Origin of the sequence: Giesbergeria sinuosa, from assembly GCF_042652905.1 — a bacterium.
In the GTDB taxonomy this organism is placed as follows: Bacteria; Pseudomonadota; Gammaproteobacteria; order Burkholderiales; family Burkholderiaceae_C; genus Simplicispira; species Simplicispira sinuosa.
The window spans coordinates 343,285-363,217 of the sequence record NZ_JBHSHJ010000002.1 but is presented as its reverse complement, the minus strand read 5'-3'; the positions used below and the strand labels follow the sequence as shown (position 1 = coordinate 363,217).

The window sequence follows — 19,933 nt, the reverse complement described above, 5'->3', positions numbered from 1 at the left end:
GTTGAACAACCCCAGCTCAGGTGTACCAAGTGGGTTCAGGGATTTCACCCAGCAGGGCATAAGCGCCCACCTCGCGGCGCTTATAGGCAATCGGGTCGTGCAACGAGTGGGTACGCAGGTTGCGCCAATAAATATCCAAGCCCACCTCATTGGAGGTGGCGCGCGCACCCGTCACTTCAAACACGCGCGTGCCAATGTCCAGCCCCACATCAATAGCAACTTGCTTGGCGGCAGCGATACGCACTGCCACTTCGCCCCGCTCTTGGGGGGTGACGCTGTCGCGGTCTGCGTGGAGCAGTTGGGCAATTTCTGCACCCGTGGCATCGGCCAAGGCTTGCGCGGCCCACAGGCGCGATTGCAGCGTGCCATAGGTTTCTAGGATGTACCATTCTTCGGTGGCGCTTTGCTTGTTGTCGCCGCCATAGGGCCACGCACGGGTTTTGCTCTTGGTGTAGTTGGCTGCTGTTTCCAACGCGCCTTGGGCCGTACCGAGGTAGATTTCGGTAAAAATCTGCTGAATGGCCGGTAAGTTGAGGGTAGCGTAGGGGCGGCTTTGGTACACCTTGTCCACATAGCCTGCTGCGCTGCTCCAATCAATCACCACGTCTTGAATGGTTACGCTGCCCGACTCGCTCAGGCGGTGGCCCAAGTGGTTCCAGTCATCGTGGTAGATGATGCCCGGCTGCTTGGAGGGCACGATGGCAAAAATATGCTTATCTGTGCCCGCCAAAATGCCTTCCAGCACTGTGAGGTCAGAAATCTTGGAGCCGGTGCAAAAGCTCTTGCGCCCGTTGTAGTGCAGTTGTCCATCCACTTCGGTGATAACGACATCACCATCACGCGGGTTCACTGCCCCGCCAAAGAACAGATTTTGCGAGGTGTACAGTGCCTCCACGGCCTCAATCTGCGCTGGTGTGCCCACCAGCCGCACCGCCCAAGCCCATAGGTAGTGGTAAGCCAGCAACTGGCCGATAGAGCCATCACCACTCGATACCTTGCGAATCACTTGGTAGGCGGTTTCCCAGCGTTGGCCACCACCGCCATGTTGCACTGGGCCGAGCAACTTGGTCAGACCCGAGTCCTTCAGCAATTGCACCTCGGCATAGGGCACAGCTTGGGCGCGGTCGCGGGCCACCTGGTCTTGGGCCAAGAGGGCGGCCACTTCGGCGGCACGGGCCAGCCACTCCGGGGCCGTGGTCGGGGTGGCTTGTTCGGCCCAGCGAGAAGTCGGTGTTGCAGTGGTTGTCATGGTGAAATCTTTCGTAAATGGGGTGATAGGGGTCAAAAGGGGCGTGGTGCGGTTGCTTAGGCGGCCACCAGTGCAGGCGCGTCTTGGGCCAGCCCTTGGCCGAAGTAAAAGTGTTGGATGTCTTCGCGCTGGCGCAGCTCTTGTGCTGTGCCTGACAGCACCGTGACTCCGGCTTCCAACACCGTGGCGGTGTCGGCGTATTGCAGGGCCACGGTAGAGTTTTGCTCTGCCACCAAAATGGACAGCCCTTCCTCTCGGTTCAGGCGTTGCAGCTGGCTAAAAATGTCTTGCACCACCAACGGGGCCAGCCCCATCGACGGCTCATCCAGCACCAGCAAGCGCGGGCGCGACATCAAAGCCCGGCCAATCGCGGCCATTTGCTGCTCGCCGCCCGAGGTCAAACCAGCACGGCTGTGGCGGCGGGCTTGCAAGCGCGGAAAGATGGCATAGACCTTTTCGAGGTCGGTGGCTATCTCGGCGCGGGTGGCATCACGCCCCAAAGCCCCAGTAATCAGGTTTTCTTCTACGGTCAGGTGAGGAAAGCAATGCCGCCCCTCCAGCACCTGCACCAGCCCGTGGCGCACCAAGGTGGCCGGGTTGGTGCGAGTGACATCGTGGCCTGCAAAGGTGATATGCCCGCCAGTGACTTGCCCTCGCTCGGCAGGCAACAGGTTGGATACCGCCTTGAGCGTGGTGGACTTGCCCGCGCCATTGGCCCCGAGGACGGCATGGATTTCTCCGGGCCGCACCGTCAGGTGGACATCGTGCAGCGCCACCACGGCGTTTTGGTAGCAAACCTCAATGCCTTGGAGGTGTAGCAGGGCGTTGGCAGCGTCCATCATGCGCTCCTTCAGGCAGGCTGCCCAGCATCCGCAGTAGCGGTTTGCCCCGAACCAGCCCCAATTTGCCACACATAGGGCGGCTCGGTGCCGTTGATGTGCCAATCGCCAATGATGCGGGCCTTATAGACCAGTGGGTTGTGCGAGGCCACTGTGCGTGCGTTGCGCCAGTGGCGGTCTAGCGCCTTGCTAGAGCTGGCTGACGAAGCCCCGAGCGCATTGAACAATTGTGTGCTGGCCCGCAGCACCAGCTCAGACACCACCACTTGGCCTTGGGCAGATTCCAGCTCCGCCTCGATGTTGGCCTGCTTTTCGCGGGCCGCATCGCCACTCCAATGGGCATCGTAGGCCCGCTGGGCGGCAAAAGTAGCACGGATGGCGATGGCTTCGGCGGCGTAGGCGAGGGCTGAAATCTCGCCCACTATCTGCTGAATCTGCACATCTTGCGCCACGGCTGGGGCATTGCCAGTGCTAAAAATGCGTTTGCGCTCGCGTACTTGCTGTGCCGCATCGCGGGTGACGGCGCGGGCAATACCGGCCAGCGTGACCAAATGGAACAGTTGATAAAACGCGGTTTGGTACTTAAACCGGCCCGCAAACGGGAAGATATTCACCTCCTCGACCACGGCATCTTGGTAGGTGGACGTGCCACTGCCGGTGGTGCGTTGACCAAAGCCATCCCAGTCGTCTTGGTGGGTCACACCCGGCTGGTGGGTGCTGACGGCGGCAATCACGTCCACGCCATCGCTGTCACGGCGGGCAAACAGGTCAATCCAATCGGCAAAAATGCTGCCGGTGCTGTAGAACTTCTGCCCATTGACCACCCAGCCGCCATCTTTTTGCGAGACCCGGGTAATCACGTCACCAATCGCTACATTCACTTCTGTCCAAGCATTGCCCACCAAATCACCCGCCACAAAGCGGCGCAGCCAAACAATGGTTTGCTCATCGCGTGGGGCGTTGAGCCGGTCTTCGACAAAAGCAAAATGCCCGCGCACGGCTTGTGCGATGTTGGAATCGGCTTCAGCCAGCTCTATCAACAGTTGGAATAATTGGGGCAGGGTAGCCCCATCGCCGCCATACTCCACCGGCACACGCACCGCACCAAAGCGGGCTTCTTTGAGCCACTGAATAGCATCGCGGCCCAATTTGCGCTCGCGTTCACGCTCTAGTGCTGTATCGGCAATGCGTTGGAAGATGGGGCGGTATTTGGCGGCAATGGCTTCGTATTGCGGGCCAAGAATCGAAATGTCTGAGGTAGCTACGCTGCTCATGGTGTGTCCTGTCCGTGTCTAATCAGTCGTTGATGCTGGTGCGTACCTTCACGCCTTTTTCTTTGGCGTAGGCTTGGGAAGACTTCTCGATGATGGGACGCAGCAGCTTCCAATCGGGTGCAATCCAGTCCGAGACCACGTTCCACTTCTTGCCATCCCATTGCTGGAAGGCCACACGGCCATCGCCTTCGTGGTTGTCCCAAGTCACGTTGATGGAGTGGAACAAGCCCTTGGCCCCCAGTGCGGCGGCACGGGCTTCGTCAATCTTCAGGTTTTCTAAGCCCCAGCGGATTTCATCGCCTGTCAGGGTGCGCTTGCCAAACTTGGCTTGGGCGATACGGATAGCCTCTACATTCAAGATGCCGTTGAGTACCCCAAGGTTGTGATAGACGCTGCCAATGCGCTTTTTGTCCTGCAAGTTGCCTTTGTTGGCGTCGTACAGGGTTTTGGTGATGTCTTGCAACACTGGGAACTGGTTACCGGGAGCCACCGAGGTGATGGCGACATAGCCTTTGGCGGCATCACCCGCTGGAATCACATCTTCTTCAGAGTTTGACCAGATGTTGCCAATGATGCGGTCGGCGGGAAAGCCGGTTTTTTGCGCGGTTTTCAGCGCCACCGGGTTCATCACGCCCCAACCACGCAACACCACAAAATCGGGCTTGGCGCGGCGAATGGTCAGCCATTGCGATTGCTGTTCGTTGCCGGGGTGGGGCACTTCAATTTGTTGCACCGTAAAGCCATATTGCTTGGCTAACAGTTCATAAATCGGAATGGTTTCCTTGCCGTAGGGCGAGCCGTGGTACAGCACCACAATCTTTTTCCCCTTGAGCTTGTCATTACCCCCGGCTTTTGTGCCGATGTAATTGACGATGCCCGAAGTCTCGCTGTACGGATTCACCAACAGTGGGAAGATGTATTTGAAGACCCGGCCATCGGTGGTGTCGGTGCGGCCGTGGTTGATAGTGAGCAAGGGCACTTTGTCAGCCGTTACGCGGTCGAGCAGCGCATAAGCAATGCCTACCGAGAGCGGGTTCCAAGTGGCAATGCCGGGTTTGTTCTTCAGGCGTTCATACACCTCGACGCCGCGCTCCACTTCATACTGGGTCTCGCCCTCTTCCCATGTCAGCTTGACACCATTGATGCCACCATCACGGGTATTGACCAAGTTCAGGTAGTCGATAAAACCACCAAAAAATCCCGTGCCACCGGCGGCATAGGGGCCAACGCGGTAGCTTTGCAGCGGAAAGAACTGTTCCTGCTGCTGTTGGGCATAGGCACTGCCTTGTATGCCGGTCAGGGCCATAGCCCCGGCCAGCAGCAGCGTTTTGAATGGGCGCGACAAAGACATCATGAAAAACTCCTCTAAAGATGTAGCTAAGTGGTGAATCAACAGGGGTTAGAAAAGAAACTCAGGCCGCAGAAGCAGACGCGACCGTGGCAACAGCAGGCCGAGGCCGGAAGAAAGAGCGCAGGCGTTGCCACAGGCGCGGCCACAGAGCCGCTAGCCCTTGCGGCTCCACAATCAAAAAGGCCACAATCAGCACGCCCAGCACAATGCGCTGGCTCAAGTCCAGCACGCCCGAGTCAAACCAATCGCCCAAGAAAAACGTGCCCAAGCGCGATAGCAGCAGTGGAAACACCACAATCAGTGCCGCGCCCAAGAAAGCCCCACGAATGGTGGCAAGACCGCCAATAATGATGATGAACAGAATCTGGAATGAGCGGTCTAAGTTGAAGCCCGCAGGCTCGACTGTGCGCAGATAGACAAAGCCCCACAGCACCCCGGCCACGCCAATCACAAAGGACGAAATGGCAAAGGCCAGCAACTTGGTACGCAACACTGGCACGCCAGTGACGCGGGCAGCCAGTTCGTTATCGCGGATGGCAATAAAGTGGTGGCCGGTGGGCGTATGCACCAAGCGCCAAATCAGCAGCGTCAGCACCGTGACCACCGTCAAAGCAAACAGGTAGCGCCCGGTGGGGGTGTCAAAGGTGTAGCCTGCCACGCGGATGGCTGGGGCATCAATCACGCCCGATGGGTTGTGGTTGCTAAACCAACCAAACTTGGTCAATGCCCATTGCACAAAAAACTGCGCTGCCAACGTGGACACGGCCAAATAAAAGCCCCGTAGCCGCAAACTGGGCAAACCAAACACCACGCCAATGGTGGTAGCTGCCAACCCAGCCAGCACCATGCTGCCCAGCAGCGGTAGCCCCTCCACACGCAGATAGAAGTTGTAGGCAGCAAAAGCCCCCACCGCCATAAACGCCGCCGAGCCCAGCGAGAGCTGGCCCGCATAGCCCGTGAGCAAATTCAAACCCACTGCAGCCAGCGACAGCGCCAGAAAAGGCAACAAGATGGCATCGAGCCAGTAATCGGTGGCTACCCACGGCACTAAGCCATACGCCAGCAATAAAGTGATGGCAGGCGTCGCCCACAGCGGCCAGCGGCGCAGGGTCTTCACCACCGTAGCCAAAGAAAATGTAGAAGAGGAAGACATGGCTCAAGCCCTTTCCACCAGACGTTGCCCAAACAAGCCACCGGGCTTGACCAGCAAGAAGCCCAGCGCCGCCACATAGGCCACCCAGCTCTCAATGCCCCCCCCGACCAGCTCGCCTAGATAGACCTCGGCCAGTTTTTCCAGCGCGCCAATAATGAGACCGCCCACAATCGCGCCCAAAATGGAATCAAAGCCGCCCAAGACCAGCACCGGCAAGGCTTTCAGCACCACCATCGACAGCGAAAACTGCACTCCCAAGCGTGCGCCCCAGAGCAAGCCCGCCACCAAGGCGATGATTCCGGCGGTGGCCCAGACCGTGGCCCAAATGCGCGGCAAGCGCAGCCCCACCGACAGGGCAGCAAAGGTATCGTCGGCAGCCGCCCGAAAGCTCAAGCCAATGTGGGTGTAACGAAAGAAGGCCGACAGCAGCGCCACCATCACGGCAGCAATGCCTGCCGCAAACAAATCAAAACTAGAAATCAAGACACCGCCCAACTCCAGTGGCTCATCAGAGATACCCAAATCCAGCTCATGCACCTGCGTGCCCCACACCAGTTGGGCTACCCCCTCAATCACATACGACAGCCCCAGCGTCGCCATAAACAAGGTGATAGGTGGCTGGTTGACCAGCGGGCGCAACACCACCCGTTCAATCAGCAGGCCCAATAGCACCATCAGGGCAAAAGTCAGGGCCAGCGCCAGCGCAAAAGGCACGCCACGCTCCACCAAGCTGACAAAGCTCAAGGCGGCAAACAACAGTTGTGCCCCTTGGGCAAAATTCAGCACTCCAGAGGTTTTGTAAATCAGCACAAAGCCAATCGCCACCAACGAATACATCACACCCGAGAGCAGCCCGCCCACCAGCACCTCGGCAAAAAAGGCAATATCAAAACCACCCATCACGCGGCCTCCTCGTGGGCCACGCCCAAATAGGCATCAATCACCACCGGGTCGTCGCGCACCTCTGCCGGCGTGCCATCGGCAATCTTGCGGCCATAGTCCAGCACCGCTACCCTGTCAGACAGGCCCAACACAATGCCAATGTCGTGCTCAATCAGCACAATGGTGGCTCCCCATTGGTCACGAGCGGCACGCACCAATTGCACCATCTGGGCTTTTTCTGTCATGGTCATGCCAGCCAACGGCTCATCCAGCAGCAACAGACGGGGGCGGGCAATCAAGGCCCGACCCAACTCCACCCGCTTTTGCAGGCCATAGGGCAACGTACCGGCCAAGCGGTCTTGCACCTCACCCAGCCCCAAAAACTGAATCACTTCAGCCGCCCGGGCACGGGCATCCAACAACTCGCGCCGCGCCCGCCCCCGGCCCCAAAGTTGCTCGATAAAGGTGGAGCGGGTGTGTTCGACCCGCCCCAACGCAATGTTGTCACGCACGGTCAAGCCCCGAAACAGCGCCAAATTTTGGAAGGTACGCGCCACGCCCAAGCGGGCCAATTGGGCGGTAGGCACTTGGGAAAAGGCTTGCCCATTCAGCCAGACCGTGCCCCTATCCGGCTGGTACAACCCGCTCATCACATTGACCAGCGAGCTTTTGCCAGCACCGTTGGGGCCGATGATGGCGCGAATCTCGCCCGCTGCCACGCTCAGGTCAATGCCATGCAGGGCATGGATGCCGCCAAAGGACAAATCGATGCCTTGCAATTCAAGCACCGGGCTGGCGGCGTGGAGTGGCTGCTCAGGGGGCAGGGGGACGCGGGACATGGTGTGCCTCTTCTATTCAGCCAATCAAGCCCAAGACGCTGCTGGCCCGCTGGCATCGGCCACACTCTCTTTGCCAATGTAGTGCTTGCGCCAGTGCGTGGCTGGGTGGGAGTCGCGTGTTTTGCCGTCTTTATCGCCCAACAGCTTCTCGCGCAGCGTGCCCGGTGCATAGCCCGTCTGTGCGCGTCCGCGCTTACGCAATTCTGGAACCACGAAATCAATAAAGTCGGTGGTGGATGCAGGGGTGATGGCGTAGGCCAAGTTAAAGCCATCCACACCGCCTTCATCCACCCAGCGTTCCAGTTCGTCCGCTACCTTCTGCGGCCCACCCACCACCACTGGGCCTAGGCCACCAATAGAGCGTTGGCGGATGACCTCGCGCACCGTCCACTCCTTGCCGTCGGCAGCCAAGGATTCGAGGGTGGTGCGCAGGCTATCGTTCTCCACCGCCTTCAGGGGCGTATCGGGGTCGAGGGAAGCGAAGTCCAGCCCCGTCCAGCCACCATAGAGTGCCATCATCCCGGTGGGGCTGGCATAAGACAGGTATTCCTCATGCTTGCGCTGCGCCGCCTCGTCAGTCGGCCCGGTAATCACCGTGAGCAGCGTGAAAATCTTCAGGGCATCCGGCTCGCGCCCCGCAGCCGCCACCTCGGCACGGATTTTGTCGGTCAGCACCCGGGCCGACTCGGGGCTGGTAGCCAAGATAAACATGGCCTCGGCATGGCGAGCAGCAAATTTTTGACCCGCCGTAGAAGCCCCAGCCTGAAAAATCACGGGCGTGCGCTGGGGTGATGGCTCGGTCAGATGAAAGCCCGGAACCTTAAAGTACTTGCCTTCATGTTGAATCGGGTGGACTTTGGTCGGGTCAGTGAAGATACCGCGCTCCTTGTCGCGCAACACCGAACCTTCTTCCCAACTGCCTTCCCAGAGCTTGTAGATGACCTCCATGTACTCTTCAGCCAAGTCATAACGCTCATCGTGGGGAATCTGCTTGTCCAAGCCGATATTGCGCGCTGCTGAGTCCAAATAAGACGACACCACATTCCAAGCTACCCGGCCTTTGGTCAGATGGTCTAAGGTGGACAGTCGGCGGGCCAGCAAATACGGATGCTCAAACGTCACCGCAGCCGTGACGCCAAAACCAACATTGCTAGTCACCGCAGCCATAGCGGAGATGGCACCAAACGGATCGTTCACCGGCACCTGTGCAGCATCTTGCAAAGCGCCCTCAGCCGAGCCTCGGTACACGTCATAAACCCCCACCACGTCGGCGATGAACAGCGCATCAAATGCACCACGCTCCAACTCAATGGCTAGATTTGTCCAATACTCCAAATCGTTGTAGCGCGAGGCTTGGCTGGCCGGATGCCGCCAGGTACCGGCTGCCTGATGGCCGACGCAAGTCATGTCAAAAGCGTTCAGGATGATGCGTTTTTTCGAAGTGGTCATGGGAAAAGCCTGTAGAGAAAGTGAGAAGTGAAGAACGTGATTACCCGTGCGATGGCCCAATGCGGCTCAAGCGGCCACAGGACTTGAGGCGGCTTGGGCTTGCAATGCCGGAGCGCGATCCAGCAAGGGCACGGCACGCTCAACTGCTAAACGGATGCGCGCTAACAGCGCCGGATTGGTGACTTCGTAGTGCTCAAAGTCGCGCTCGGTGGCATAGATGCCAATTGGCAACGTGCGGGCTTGAAAAAAGCTGAACAGTGGGCGCAACTGGTGGTCAATCACCAGCGAGTGGCGCTCGCTGCCGCCGGTGGCCGCCAGCAGCACCGGCACATCCACCAGCGCCTCGTGGTGGACAAAATCAAACAGGTGCTTGAACAGGCCGGTATAAGAGCCGCGATAGACTGGACTGGCTACGATCAGCACATCGGCAGATTCAATCGCCTGAACGCTGGCTTGTGCAACCGGGGGCAACTGTGCGCGGGATACAGCACCCCCGATCAGTGGTGCCAAAGAACCCAGTTCAATCTGTTGCACCTCAATGGGCACAGCATCGCCCAAGGTGTTGACCAATTGCTCTATTAACGCCAGGGTGCGTGAAGGGCTTTGCACACTGCCCGACACTGCCACCACCTTATAAGTTCGACCCATTTCAACAATCTCCAAAAGCCTGAACAAAACCCAACAGACATATTCCTGTTGTGATAAATCACAGATTGCTCTGCGCTACAAGCCACATTCTGGAGAGGAAAAAACTTCTGACTTACTAGAAAAACAGAGATGCTTATGCAAATCATGAAATCAATGCAAGTCTTTGTTTTTATTGAGAGTAATCCAATTGGTTTTGGCCTTTATAAGCAATCCATATTTGCTTATCTTTAAACCTAAGCCTTTAACGCCAAAAAACCCTATTTTTCAACAACCCCGTGGGAGTCGCAGCGATAAAAAATCAGGCACCCTTAAATAATGATTTCTTATATAGAAATAAACAAGCACCGCCCCCGATGTGGCGATGCCACAGCCGCCATTGAAGGGGCGTTCAGTTTTGTGAGCCGATGGGAGAATGACCGATGTACGGCCCGTTGAGCTGCCATGCAAACGGGCGCGAAGGTGCTGTCCATCTGAGCTACGCTGCCTTCGAGGCAGCATGCTGCGTTTTGACCTCTGGGACAGCGACGGTTTGGCCGATGGAGCCATGTGGCGGCCAGTAGCAACTCCAGGTAGAGGCTAGCCGCCTATGAGATTGGCGCTATATCTTCACCACTTCATTTCGCCCGTGTGAACCTTGGCACCAATGTCCAAGGATATTGCACCCTCCGTCAATTGGGGATAGGACTGCTTCATGGCACCGATCAGGGCAGAACTGGTGGTGTTGGCGGCCAGGTTCTTCTCGAAAGTTTGCAGATAGTCCTTGGTGAAACCAATAGCACTGGCATCGAGTGCGGTGCCCGCTTTCATGTGACCAGGAATCACCAACTCTGGCTGGAGTGCAGCCATCTCGTCCAACTGTGCCACCCACGCGGCACGCAAGGCCGGTGTTTGGGTGTCAGCCGTCCACACATGCATGTTGCCAAACACGCCGATATTGCCAACAACAGCCTTGATGGACGGAATCCAGACGTAGGGGCGGTGCGCCAGCACGCCTTGCGTGCCACGAATCTCTATCGTTTGCCCCTCCAATGTCAAGGCGTTGCCGTTGAGTGCCTGTGGTATGACGGGCTTTCGGGGTGCGTTGACACCCATCTTGGGGCCCCAAAACGCGACCTTGCCCGTCAGCTTGGCGCTCAATTTCTCTAATACGGCGGGGGTGGTAACCACATTCGCCTGAGGGAATACTTCTTTCAGGGTCTCGACGCCGAAGTAATAGTCTGGGTCGGCTTGGCTCACATAGATGGTGGTGAGCTGCTTGCCACTGTCGAGCACATTGGCAGCAATGCGCAATGCGTCGGCGCGGGTGAATCCAGCATCAATCACCATAGCGTCTTTTTCGCCATAGACCAGTGTGGAGTTGACGTTGAAGCTGCCAGTACCCGCGTTGTAGACTTTGACAGCCAGTGGCTGGGCGGCTTGTGCGGAGAAACCTATAGCCAAAGTGGCGGCGATGACGGTAGTACGGATCATAAAAATACTCCTGTTCGTGGTTTGCAAAGATGCTCTCAAGCACTGAAGCGAACTTTAGTTTCAGTATCCGCACAGATAAACCGCATAATTCGGCCATTACTGTTTCATATTCCGAGCAAATTGTGGACAGACTGACCGCCATGCAGGTGTTTGTAGAGGTGGCCGCCAGCGGCAGCTTCAGTGCCACGGCTGACAAGCTGGAAATGTCCCGCGCTATGGTGACGCGCTACGTTGGTGAGCTGGAGCAATGGCTGGGTGCGCGCCTGTTGCAACGCACCACACGCAGCGTGACGCTGACGGATGCGGGTGAGGCTTGCCTGCACCGCTGCCAGCAGATGCTGGTGCTGATGGACCATGTGGAAGAAGAGACCAGCTACCACAGAGAGGTGTTGCGTGGTCAGCTGCGCATCACCTGTAGCATGTCACTGGCCTATGCCCAGATGGCGGCAGCGGTGGTGGACTTTCTGCAACAACATCCGCAGCTCAAGATTGACCTCAACGCCAGTGAAGGCACACTCAACTTGGTGGAGGCACGTATCGACTTGGCGATTCGCATCAGCGCCGAGCCAGATCCTATGCTGATTGGCAGGGTACTTGCGCCTTGCGCATCGGTGCTGGTGGCCTCACCCGCCTACTTGGCCGAGCGGGGCCAACCACAGGCACCTTCCGAACTCAGCACACACCGCTGTTTGAGCTATGCCCACTTTGGCAAAACTGTGTGGCGCTTGAGCAAGGGCGAGGAGCAAACCCATGTCAGTGTGACCAGCCATTTCAGCGCCAACGAGGCCACGGCCCTGTTACGCGCCGCCTTGGCGGGCGGAGGCATCGCACTACAACCCACTTACCTTGCTAATCCGCATTTACGCGATGGCAGCTTACAGGTGGTGCTGCCTGATTGGAAGGTGCCAGACATGTCGATTTACGCGCTGTACCCCTCACGCAAGCATTTGTCGCCCGCAGTGCGGGCTCTGGTGGACTTTCTGGTGCAGCGTTTCGTCAAACAACCTTGGTAGTCTATTTTTCGTCTCTGTTCAAACTGGGGGCTGTGCAGTGACGAGATACAGCATCATTTGGCATCGCGCACCAGGCGCACAAAATTGGCAATACGAACCACATCACCCTGTGGGCCAAGGCCGTAAACCGACTGACCATGGGCGTCTTTGCCTAGTAGGTAATTGCCCACATTGCCACTTTTGGGATCGCTACGCTGGGCACCAGCGCCATGCACATCCCACAGGCTGTAACTGCTGCTGCCCGGTGGTTTCATCCAACCCAGTGCCCTACCAAAAGCCACATAGACAGCGCCATTGCTATCGAGGTGGGTGGTGCTTGCCCAATACCAAGGGTAGTCCGTGGCACCGCCTTCGTTGCGGATGGCAGTCACCATTAAATCTGGGCTGATGGCAGCCGATTGGGTGGTCTCTGGCGAGCGGCTGTAGTCAACAATGCTCTGCAATTCTTTAGCGTTGGGCATGCGCCAGTCGTTGTAGCCCAAGGCGTTGGCATGGTTTTGCGTCTGCACCCAAGCCAATGCATCTTGCCAATTCTTGGCAACACCGCTATCGGCTTGTGCCCACATCAATCCGGTAGCCACATCGGTCACAGTGCCATCACCATTGTTCTGGAATTGATTAACACCGTAACTGCTGTTGCCACGAACATAGCGGACATACAGGGTATTGCCAGTGTTGCTGCCTGGTGGCGAGTATTGAGGATAGCCTTTGATACGACCATCGATAAAATTGACGCCAAACACTGTGGCATCGCCATTCATGGTGGTGCTGACGTATTTGGTGGCAGACCAGTCTTGCCCATCGATCACCCGACCACCCGTGGCGTTACCAAAGACGATCTCAAAATAACGGGTATTGATGTAGGGCACCGAATCTGTATCCGTGGCAGCCGACTTGCCATTGAAGTCGATCAGTGAATACAGCTCTTTGATGGTTGGCATGCGCCAATCGCTGTAGCCGCCCACTCGGCTGTGGCTGGCACCCGCCACAGCGGCCTCCCAAGTGACTTTGCTGCCCCGTGCCGCCACCCACATCAGGCCCGTTTGAAGATCGCTAACGGTGCCATCCCCGTTGTCCCGGTAAGAGGGCTGTCGGCCAGCAAACTGGGCATCTTCGCCATAGAAAGCCGTGGTGGCGCTGGCTGGCGCACTGCCAAGCTCGGCTTGGTTACCGTAGAACTTGTATTGGCCGGTATCTACCACCGGATAGGTTGTGCTGGCTGTGCAATCGGCTTTATCAGCCCACAGTGCCAAGGCACCAAGGTCGTACAGAGCGCCATTCGAGACAGGGCCAAGATAGTAGACGTGGTTGTCGGCAGAGGAGACAGCCAAATAGGCATTCTGACCAGCGTAGTAGCGGTAGTTATAGCTGTCTTTCTGACCACTCACAGCGCCCATGGACGGAAACCATGCGGGCGCGCTGCTTTCGGCCCAAGCAAACAGGCAATCAACCTGGGTGTTGGCCGTAGCAGCGTTGCTTGGGGCAGCCAAAGCCAGCCACAACGCAGCTGTGGCACAAAGGCATTGAGGCAATCTCATGGGAGCGTCTTTCCATGCGGTGGATTACGCCCCCAGCATATACCAAGAAGGCGCTGAATATAGCCTTCAGAATCGGTAGGTAGACGTCAAGGTATAAGTGCGCGCCTGTCCATAAAAGCAGTCTCCCCGCGCCAGGCACTGCGTAATCTGCACTTTATCGGCCAAGTTAACTACATTGAATGCCACACGCCAATCGCCCGCATCGTAGGCCACCATCGCATCGGCCACAGTGGTGGCGGGTGTGCTGATGGCAGAAGTGCCGCTCCATTGTGAGCCTGTATAGCGTACCCCAGCACCTGCGACCCAACCGCCACGGCCTTGGCTGGCAAAACGGTGGGAAACCCAAGCCGATGCTGTGTGTTTGGGCACGCTAGCCACAGGCAACCCTTGGTCACCTGCATTGCTGCGGCTGATCTTGGCATCGGTCAGGGCATAAGCCAGGGTCATGTCCCAACGGCGGGCCAAGCTGGCTTGTACCTCGGCCTCCAAACCGTTCACCTTGACTTCACCCAATTGCAGGCTGTTGAGTGGGTTGTTGGGGTCTGTGGTTTTGCGGTTTTTTTCTCGCAATTGGTACATGGCTGCATAGGCGCTGATGCCTTGACCGGGGGGTTGCCATTTGACACCCGCCTCCCACTGCTGACCGCGCTGGGGTTTGTAGGGCGCGCCATACGCATCTACGCCACCCAAGGGTTGGAACGATTCAGAATAGCCAGCATAAGGTGCCCAGCCATTGTCCATCTGGTAGGTAACGCCTGCGCGTTTGCTCCATGCCTTGTCATCAATCGCCGCAGCGGGTCGGCCTTCGGTATCGGTTTGGGCACTGTCATGGCGCAGGCCCAAAGTGGCTGTCCAGCGCCCCCATTGGATTTGGTCTTGGGCATAAAGCCCCCATTGGCGCTGCTCGACATTGGGCTGACGCACCAATTGCGATGCCACGGGTGGCCTGAAGTTGCCGTACACCGGGTTGTACACATCAAAAGCAGCAGTGACGCTGCGCCAACTGGATTGGCTGGTATGGTTGCGTTGTATGTCTAGCCCGGCCAGCACTGTGTGTGCAGTGCCGCCGGTATGGAGCTTGCCCTCTAGCTGAGTATCCACCAGCAGCATCCGGCCCCCATTCATTTGCCAGACGGCATCACGGTAAACCGTGCGGTTATCGCTGTTAAACACGGGGCGAGCCGGACGGCCCGTAGCGGCGTTGGCCGTAAAACTGGTGTAAATGGTGCGATAGTCCACCTCACTCACCGTGCGGCGCAGGTTTTGGCGCACCGTCCAGTCGCTGTTCAAGCGGTGGCTCAACAGGTAGCCCCACGAGTGGTTGGTGGTGTCATACGCATCCCAGCCTGGCTCACTGATAAAGGTGGAGCGGGGAATTTGCCCATAGGGGCTGGCTAATTGCGTGCCTTGCCACGGGAAAAAGCCAATCAGTGAACCGCTCTTGTCTTTTTGGTGCAATGCTTGCAGTGTCAGAGAGGTGTCGGCATTGGGTTTCCAAGTGAGCGATGGCATCAGCACCAAGCGGTCATCGTCCACATGGTGCACCTGTGTGCCACTATCACGGCCTACAGCCACCAAGCGGTAGAGCCATTGGCCCTCTTGGTCTAGCGCCCCGGTCAGGTCTGCGGCGATCTGTTTGCGATGGTTGTTGCCCAATTGAATTTGCACTTCACGCAGGGTTTCTGCTTGTGGGCGTTTGCTGGTCAGGTTGAGCACTCCCCCCACACTGCCCTGACCATACAGCACCGAGGTAGGGCCACGCAGCAACTCCACGCGCTCGAGCGTATAGGGATCGGGGCGGCTGGTGTTGTAAGTACCGTAAATACGCAACAACCCGTCTTGGTATTGCGTGACGCTGGCACCGCGTGCATTAAAGCTGTCAACCCGGCTATCAAAATAGTTAGATACTGCACCAGCGGTGTAAGCGGTGGTTTGGCGCAGCGTTTGCACGCCCTGGGCTTCCATTTGGTCGCGCGTGACGACACTGATGGCCTGTGGTGTTTCAAGAAGCGGGGTGTCGGTCTTGGTGGCACTGAGTGCGCGTTTGGCCACAAAGCCCGTCACCGGGGTGGTAGGGGTTTCTGCTTCAGCACCTGAAGTGACCGTCACGGGGGCCAATGTGGGCTCGGCGGTAGAGGGCGTAGAGGTTTGCGCATAGGCCGATCCGCCACACAGTAAGAGCAAAGCAGCCTGGGCCAAGGCGGTGCGCGGGAGACGTCCCGGTTGTGCCGGAGGAAGAGAGACAGAAAATGGCATGGTGTTGTTGTCGATAGATCAAAACGGCGCCACTACTCAATGGGCAGCAGGTGCGGATGGCAGCGGTGGCGATGCCAAGCCATCAGCTTGCACAAAGCTGAGCGTTGTCACATAGCTGGCTTCGCTGTATTTCTCGCCTTGGACTTCACCGGGGGTCTTGTCACTGTGCTTAACCTCAGCCACATACTGGCCTTTCCACGGGGTGAGAAAGGTCACAGTGCCGTCCTCCCCAGATTCCGCCTCGCGTGTCCAGCCCGAGGGGGCAGCCAGTTGCACATTGGCCTTAGCCAAGGGAGCACCTTGGAAAAAAACTTTCAACTGCCCCGGTTTGCCTGTGGGCACGATATCCAAGGGTGCTGTGGGCGCTACAGGCTGTGCCAAACTGGCTACCCAGCGGGCCGAAGGCTGCCAGTACATGGCAGGCAACTGGCGTTTGCTGCGGTCAATCAGTGGATAAGAGGGTGCCGCCAACAAGGAGTCTGCGGCCACCGTCAAGGTGTAATGAAACGACTCTTTGTCCAACTTGCCCCCCAATCGCTGAGGGGCAGCGCCAGCACGCTGCTGCTCCAGTGCAGGCACACCCTTGAATTTGTCCAGCCCTCCGGGGGAGGCTTCACGCAAGTTGTCGTTGAACTCCCCAAAGTACAGGCGCACTTGGCCTGCAGTGTTCTCTAGCCAGACTTGATGGGCTTGGGTGCTCATGGCCGCACTGGTCAGCAAGACGGCCAGCAAGGAGGTTTTCAGGTATTTGGGTGATGGCATAGCCGTTTTCCTTTCAGTGGTTTCAACAAGAATCAAAAGCGCACGCAATCCCACACCCCTGGCTATGCCGGGGGGCAAACTCTTTTTTTGATAGCTGCCTAGGTTCTAGAGGACGGGGCTGGTGGAGCCATACGGGCCGCGCCATTGCGGACACATCGCACAGGGGCACCCAGGCCATCGATGCAAAGGCACCACATCGGTAGAAACCAATTCTATATTACAAATAACAATAGTTATCATTTGTATTTTTATTTGTATATGATAAAACCGCACCTTACCGTCGGTTTCAGTCACTGATGGCCCGTATCCATAGGCCCATCAGCCATGCTGCCCCTGCCATAGTGGGGATGTACTTTGGCAGCCATGTGGTGGTGGCCGTGACGGCTACAGCCGCCACAGACAATGCCACCATCCAAGTGGTCAGGCCCAGTGCGGCAGATACGCCTCCCACGGGGTATGCTGTGCCCAGCCACAACGACCACAGCAGCAACAGCCCCCCCAACTGGCGTAACTGCATCAGGCTACGGGCAGTCCCTTCCTGCCCGAGGGCATCCTCATGGTGGCGCTCCATGCCCAATGCCACAACAGACCAGGCCGCAAAGCAAAGAAAAAAATCAGCCATTTTTCAGGCTTTCCACATGGATGCTCGTGCCCAGAGTGGCACCACGGTTGCCCGTATGGGCCCGTTTGTTCTGGCCTTGGCGGGTAGGGCTACACCGTCCGGGTCGCAAACGCCAAGATAGCCAGCCCCACGCCATACCAGCAGCCAAAAACGACAAATCCATGCCAGCCCACATCCATTCCTGGGCAGGCAAAGTCACACCCAAATGGGTGTGGGTGGTCAGGGCATTGAGCAAAGGCAACATGGCCCATACCAAGCCCGCCACACCCAATGGCGCAGACCAGCCCATACGGCTTGGACGCCACACGGTGCAAGCCAGCCCCCACAGCAACACCAAACCCCAAGCCCCAAAGAACCAAGCCAACTCCACATCTGCACGGCCCTTGATATCTACGGGCAACAAACGGTTGGCGGCCAAATAAACGCCACAGGCCAGCGGCAGCCCTGCCAAAGTGGCAATATTCAGGCCCATCACCAGACGCTGCCCAAACGGGACTTGAGAAGGCTGAACCTTGGCGCTACGCTTGACAGACCACAACACCAAACCTGTGGCGATCATCAAACAGCCCAACACACCAAAACCAAACAGTGCCCAACGCATGCCAATATCTGCAAAACGGGCCAAGTGCAGGCCATACAGCACGCCATAAGTTTTTGCGGCTGGGCTACTAGGGTCTGCATGCTCTAGCCTCTGGCCCGTGGTGGCGTTGAACACCAAACGCGGCGGACGGTATTGCAGACGATCTCCTTCATGGCGTGTCACCTCTACCACGGCATGACCCTGTGCGTCACGACGGGCCTGCAAACTGCCAATACGCCCTCCCTGCCAGTAGGCAGTGGCCGCATTGATAATGGGTTTTAGTGCAATGGCAGGCAGCGGCTCTAGCGGGCCATGACCCCCACGGGGGGGACGGTTGGCAGGGTTCTCGCCTTGCAACTGGGCCAAGTAGGTATTGGCGTCTACCCCACTCTGGGTCTGGTACACCGTGGCTATGCCCGCTGGCATATACATGGTGTGGAAGATCATCAGCCCACTGAACGTAATCATCAGATAGAAGGGCAACACCAACACGCCGCTGACATTGTGTGCATCCAACCACGCCCGTTGCCCGCCTTTGGCCGGACGGAAAGTAAAGAAATCCTTGAAAATTCGCCGGTGTGTGATGACGCCTGTGATCAATGCCACCAACATCAGCATGGTGGCTACACCAACCAACCAACGGCCCTCTAGAGTCCAACGCCCCTTCTGTGCTGTGCGCAGTTCAAAGTGGAAACGGTAGAAGAAATCACCACCCATAGTTGGCCGTGTTGCGATGGCCTCACCTGTTTGCGGATTCATGTGCAGGGTTTCAAACCGCCCATTGCCTGTGTCACGCCACAAAATACCCACGGCGGGGTTGCGCTCATCGGGCAGGTGCATGATCCACTGCGTCAGTGCAGGAAACTGGCGTGTCAGGGCATCCAGCGACTTCTGTGCTACCTCCGCGTCAGCGGCAGGCAAGCCATACATCTCTGGACGCATCCATAGATTGAACTCGTTCTTGAAGAACGACAGCGTGCCAGCAAAAAAGATAGCAAACAGCAACCAGCCCAACAACAAGCCTGCCCAAGTGTGCAACCACGACATAGCTTGGCGCACACCCTCTCGGTCGTTGGGCATTTTGGAAGAAATTGCCTGGCGGGCTGGCGCAGGCATGTCGGTGTCAGGCCGGGTTGGTCTGTGCGATGATGTAGCGGTCATGGTGCCGCCTGTATCCATCGTGGCATCATGGCACATGCGCCCAACACCAAAGCGGGCAACAGCGTTCCACCCCAAGCACCCCAGGCCGTGCGCGCATAAAACGCCCAGCCAATGGCTATGGCATAGACCCACCACGCCAGCATGGTAGCGGTCAGCACCGCCTCAACGCGCGGCATCCACTGCACCAATCCCAGCGATACGGCGGCAGAAAACCCAGCCGCTAGCGCATAACCCCCAGCCATAGCAGCCAGAGTACGGGATGCAACACCCAAACGATAACGCCCTATAGGACGAGTCACCTTCATAGCGAGCCACCCACCAGCATCACCAAGTGCTGTGCAACGCACCAAAGCCCAAATGCTGTGCGCCACCGTGTGGCAGCAATGCAGCAACAGATACCGTACCGTATCGATAGCAGTGCATATCATTCACTCCCCAGCCCTCCAATGCCACGCCTCAACGTGACGCCAGGTGCCATACAGCACCTTGGTTTAAACGTTAGCTGGCTGGCAGAAAAGGAGCGTGTGGGCAATCAGGCCAAATGGCCTGATGCTCAGTCTCAGTGGGCTGCGCTACTGGCTGAAGAAGGGACATCTTCCCTCGCCACGAATGGCGGAGATTTCCTCTATAGGACGGCCATGCCCGACCGCATCAGCTGGCGCTGACTTATGCAGCAAAACGCCTACCTCTCGGACTTCTACAAGGCGGCGAATTACTGGAAATTTTCGTGCTGGATTCCGACGGCTTCATGGCAAAGCATTCGGAATCGTCGTTGCACTGAGAAAAATTCTAACATCGGGAGCCTCGTTACCGCTCCAATAAATAGAATTAATTCTTATTTACCAAC

General features: G+C 57.7%; 17 protein-coding genes. 1 reads left to right on the top strand and 16 read right to left on the bottom strand.

What is annotated here, in order from left to right; translation table 11 throughout:
• Positions 1-16: 16 nt before the first annotated feature.
• From ACFO6X_RS04340 to ACFO6X_RS04295, 10 genes are all read right to left on the bottom strand, one after another.
• On the bottom strand, positions 17-1,249 hold the full coding sequence (locus ACFO6X_RS04340; protein WP_382430403.1) for an acyl-CoA dehydrogenase family protein: 1,233 nt from the start codon (positions 1,247-1,249) through the stop codon (positions 17-19).
• Between the two features lie 56 nt (positions 1,250-1,305).
• Positions 1,306-2,088 (bottom strand): ABC transporter ATP-binding protein, encoded by a 783-nt coding sequence (locus ACFO6X_RS04335; RefSeq protein ID WP_382430401.1) that lies wholly within the window; start codon positions 2,086-2,088, stop codon positions 1,306-1,308.
• An 11-nt stretch (positions 2,089-2,099) separates the two neighbouring features.
• Positions 2,100-3,362: an acyl-CoA dehydrogenase family protein gene (locus tag ACFO6X_RS04330; protein ID WP_382430399.1), complete on the bottom strand. Its 1,263-nt coding sequence runs from the start codon at positions 3,360-3,362 to the stop codon at positions 2,100-2,102.
• A 22-nt stretch (positions 3,363-3,384) separates the two neighbouring features.
• A complete protein-coding gene (locus tag ACFO6X_RS04325; RefSeq protein WP_382430526.1) occupies positions 3,385-4,713 on the bottom strand; it encodes an ABC transporter substrate-binding protein in 1,329 nt (442 codons plus the stop codon).
• Between the two features lie 61 nt (positions 4,714-4,774).
• Positions 4,775-5,866: a branched-chain amino acid ABC transporter permease gene (locus tag ACFO6X_RS04320; RefSeq protein ID WP_382430397.1), complete on the bottom strand. Its 1,092-nt coding sequence runs from the start codon at positions 5,864-5,866 to the stop codon at positions 4,775-4,777.
• Between the two features lie 3 nt (positions 5,867-5,869).
• The gene (locus tag ACFO6X_RS04315) at positions 5,870-6,751 is read right to left on the bottom strand and encodes a branched-chain amino acid ABC transporter permease (protein ID WP_382430524.1); all 882 of its coding nucleotides are present in this window, start codon (positions 6,749-6,751) and stop codon (positions 5,870-5,872) included.
• 14 nt (positions 6,752-6,765) lie between these two features.
• Positions 6,766-7,587: an ABC transporter ATP-binding protein gene (locus ACFO6X_RS04310; protein ID WP_382430395.1), complete on the bottom strand. Its 822-nt coding sequence runs from the start codon at positions 7,585-7,587 to the stop codon at positions 6,766-6,768.
• 24 nt (positions 7,588-7,611) lie between these two features.
• Positions 7,612-9,036: an LLM class flavin-dependent oxidoreductase gene (locus ACFO6X_RS04305; RefSeq protein ID WP_382430393.1), complete on the bottom strand. Its 1,425-nt coding sequence runs from the start codon at positions 9,034-9,036 to the stop codon at positions 7,612-7,614.
• A gap of 66 nt (positions 9,037-9,102) precedes the next feature.
• A complete protein-coding gene (gene msuE / locus ACFO6X_RS04300) occupies positions 9,103-9,684 on the bottom strand; it encodes an FMN reductase (RefSeq protein ID WP_382430391.1) in 582 nt (193 codons plus the stop codon).
• Positions 9,685-10,290: 606 nt separating this feature from the next.
• Positions 10,291-11,154, bottom strand: coding sequence for an MBL fold metallo-hydrolase (locus ACFO6X_RS04295; RefSeq protein ID WP_382430389.1), 864 nt, complete (start codon positions 11,152-11,154; stop codon positions 10,291-10,293).
• A gap of 122 nt (positions 11,155-11,276) precedes the next feature.
• Between ACFO6X_RS04295 and ACFO6X_RS04290 the strand changes: the two genes are divergently transcribed.
• On the top strand, positions 11,277-12,167 hold the full coding sequence (locus tag ACFO6X_RS04290) for a LysR family transcriptional regulator (RefSeq protein ID WP_382430387.1): 891 nt from the start codon (positions 11,277-11,279) through the stop codon (positions 12,165-12,167).
• 53 nt (positions 12,168-12,220) lie between these two features.
• Here the strand turns inward: ACFO6X_RS04290 and ACFO6X_RS04285 are convergent, their stop codons facing one another.
• The 6 genes from ACFO6X_RS04285 to ACFO6X_RS04260 form a co-directional block, all read right to left on the bottom strand.
• Positions 12,221-13,705, bottom strand: coding sequence for an Lcl C-terminal domain-containing protein (locus ACFO6X_RS04285; RefSeq protein WP_382430385.1), 1,485 nt, complete (start codon positions 13,703-13,705; stop codon positions 12,221-12,223).
• A gap of 66 nt (positions 13,706-13,771) precedes the next feature.
• The gene (locus ACFO6X_RS04280; protein WP_382430383.1) at positions 13,772-15,961 is read right to left on the bottom strand and encodes a TonB-dependent siderophore receptor; all 2,190 of its coding nucleotides are present in this window, start codon (positions 15,959-15,961) and stop codon (positions 13,772-13,774) included.
• 36 nt (positions 15,962-15,997) lie between these two features.
• Positions 15,998-16,723, bottom strand: a complete 726-nt coding sequence (locus ACFO6X_RS04275) for a TonB-dependent receptor (RefSeq protein ID WP_382430381.1) — start codon at positions 16,721-16,723, stop codon at positions 15,998-16,000.
• Between the two features lie 286 nt (positions 16,724-17,009).
• The gene (locus ACFO6X_RS04270) at positions 17,010-17,345 is read right to left on the bottom strand and encodes a DUF3325 domain-containing protein (protein ID WP_382430379.1); all 336 of its coding nucleotides are present in this window, start codon (positions 17,343-17,345) and stop codon (positions 17,010-17,012) included.
• Entirely contained in the window at positions 17,338-19,041 is a 1,704-nt protein-coding gene (locus ACFO6X_RS04265; RefSeq protein ID WP_382430522.1) for a PepSY-associated TM helix domain-containing protein, read from the bottom strand. Before ACFO6X_RS04265 ends, ACFO6X_RS04270 begins: the two co-directional genes overlap by 8 nt.
• A 41-nt stretch (positions 19,042-19,082) precedes the next feature.
• A complete protein-coding gene (locus tag ACFO6X_RS04260) occupies positions 19,083-19,391 on the bottom strand; it encodes a DUF3649 domain-containing protein (protein ID WP_382430377.1) in 309 nt (102 codons plus the stop codon).
• Positions 19,392-19,933 lie beyond the last annotated feature (542 nt).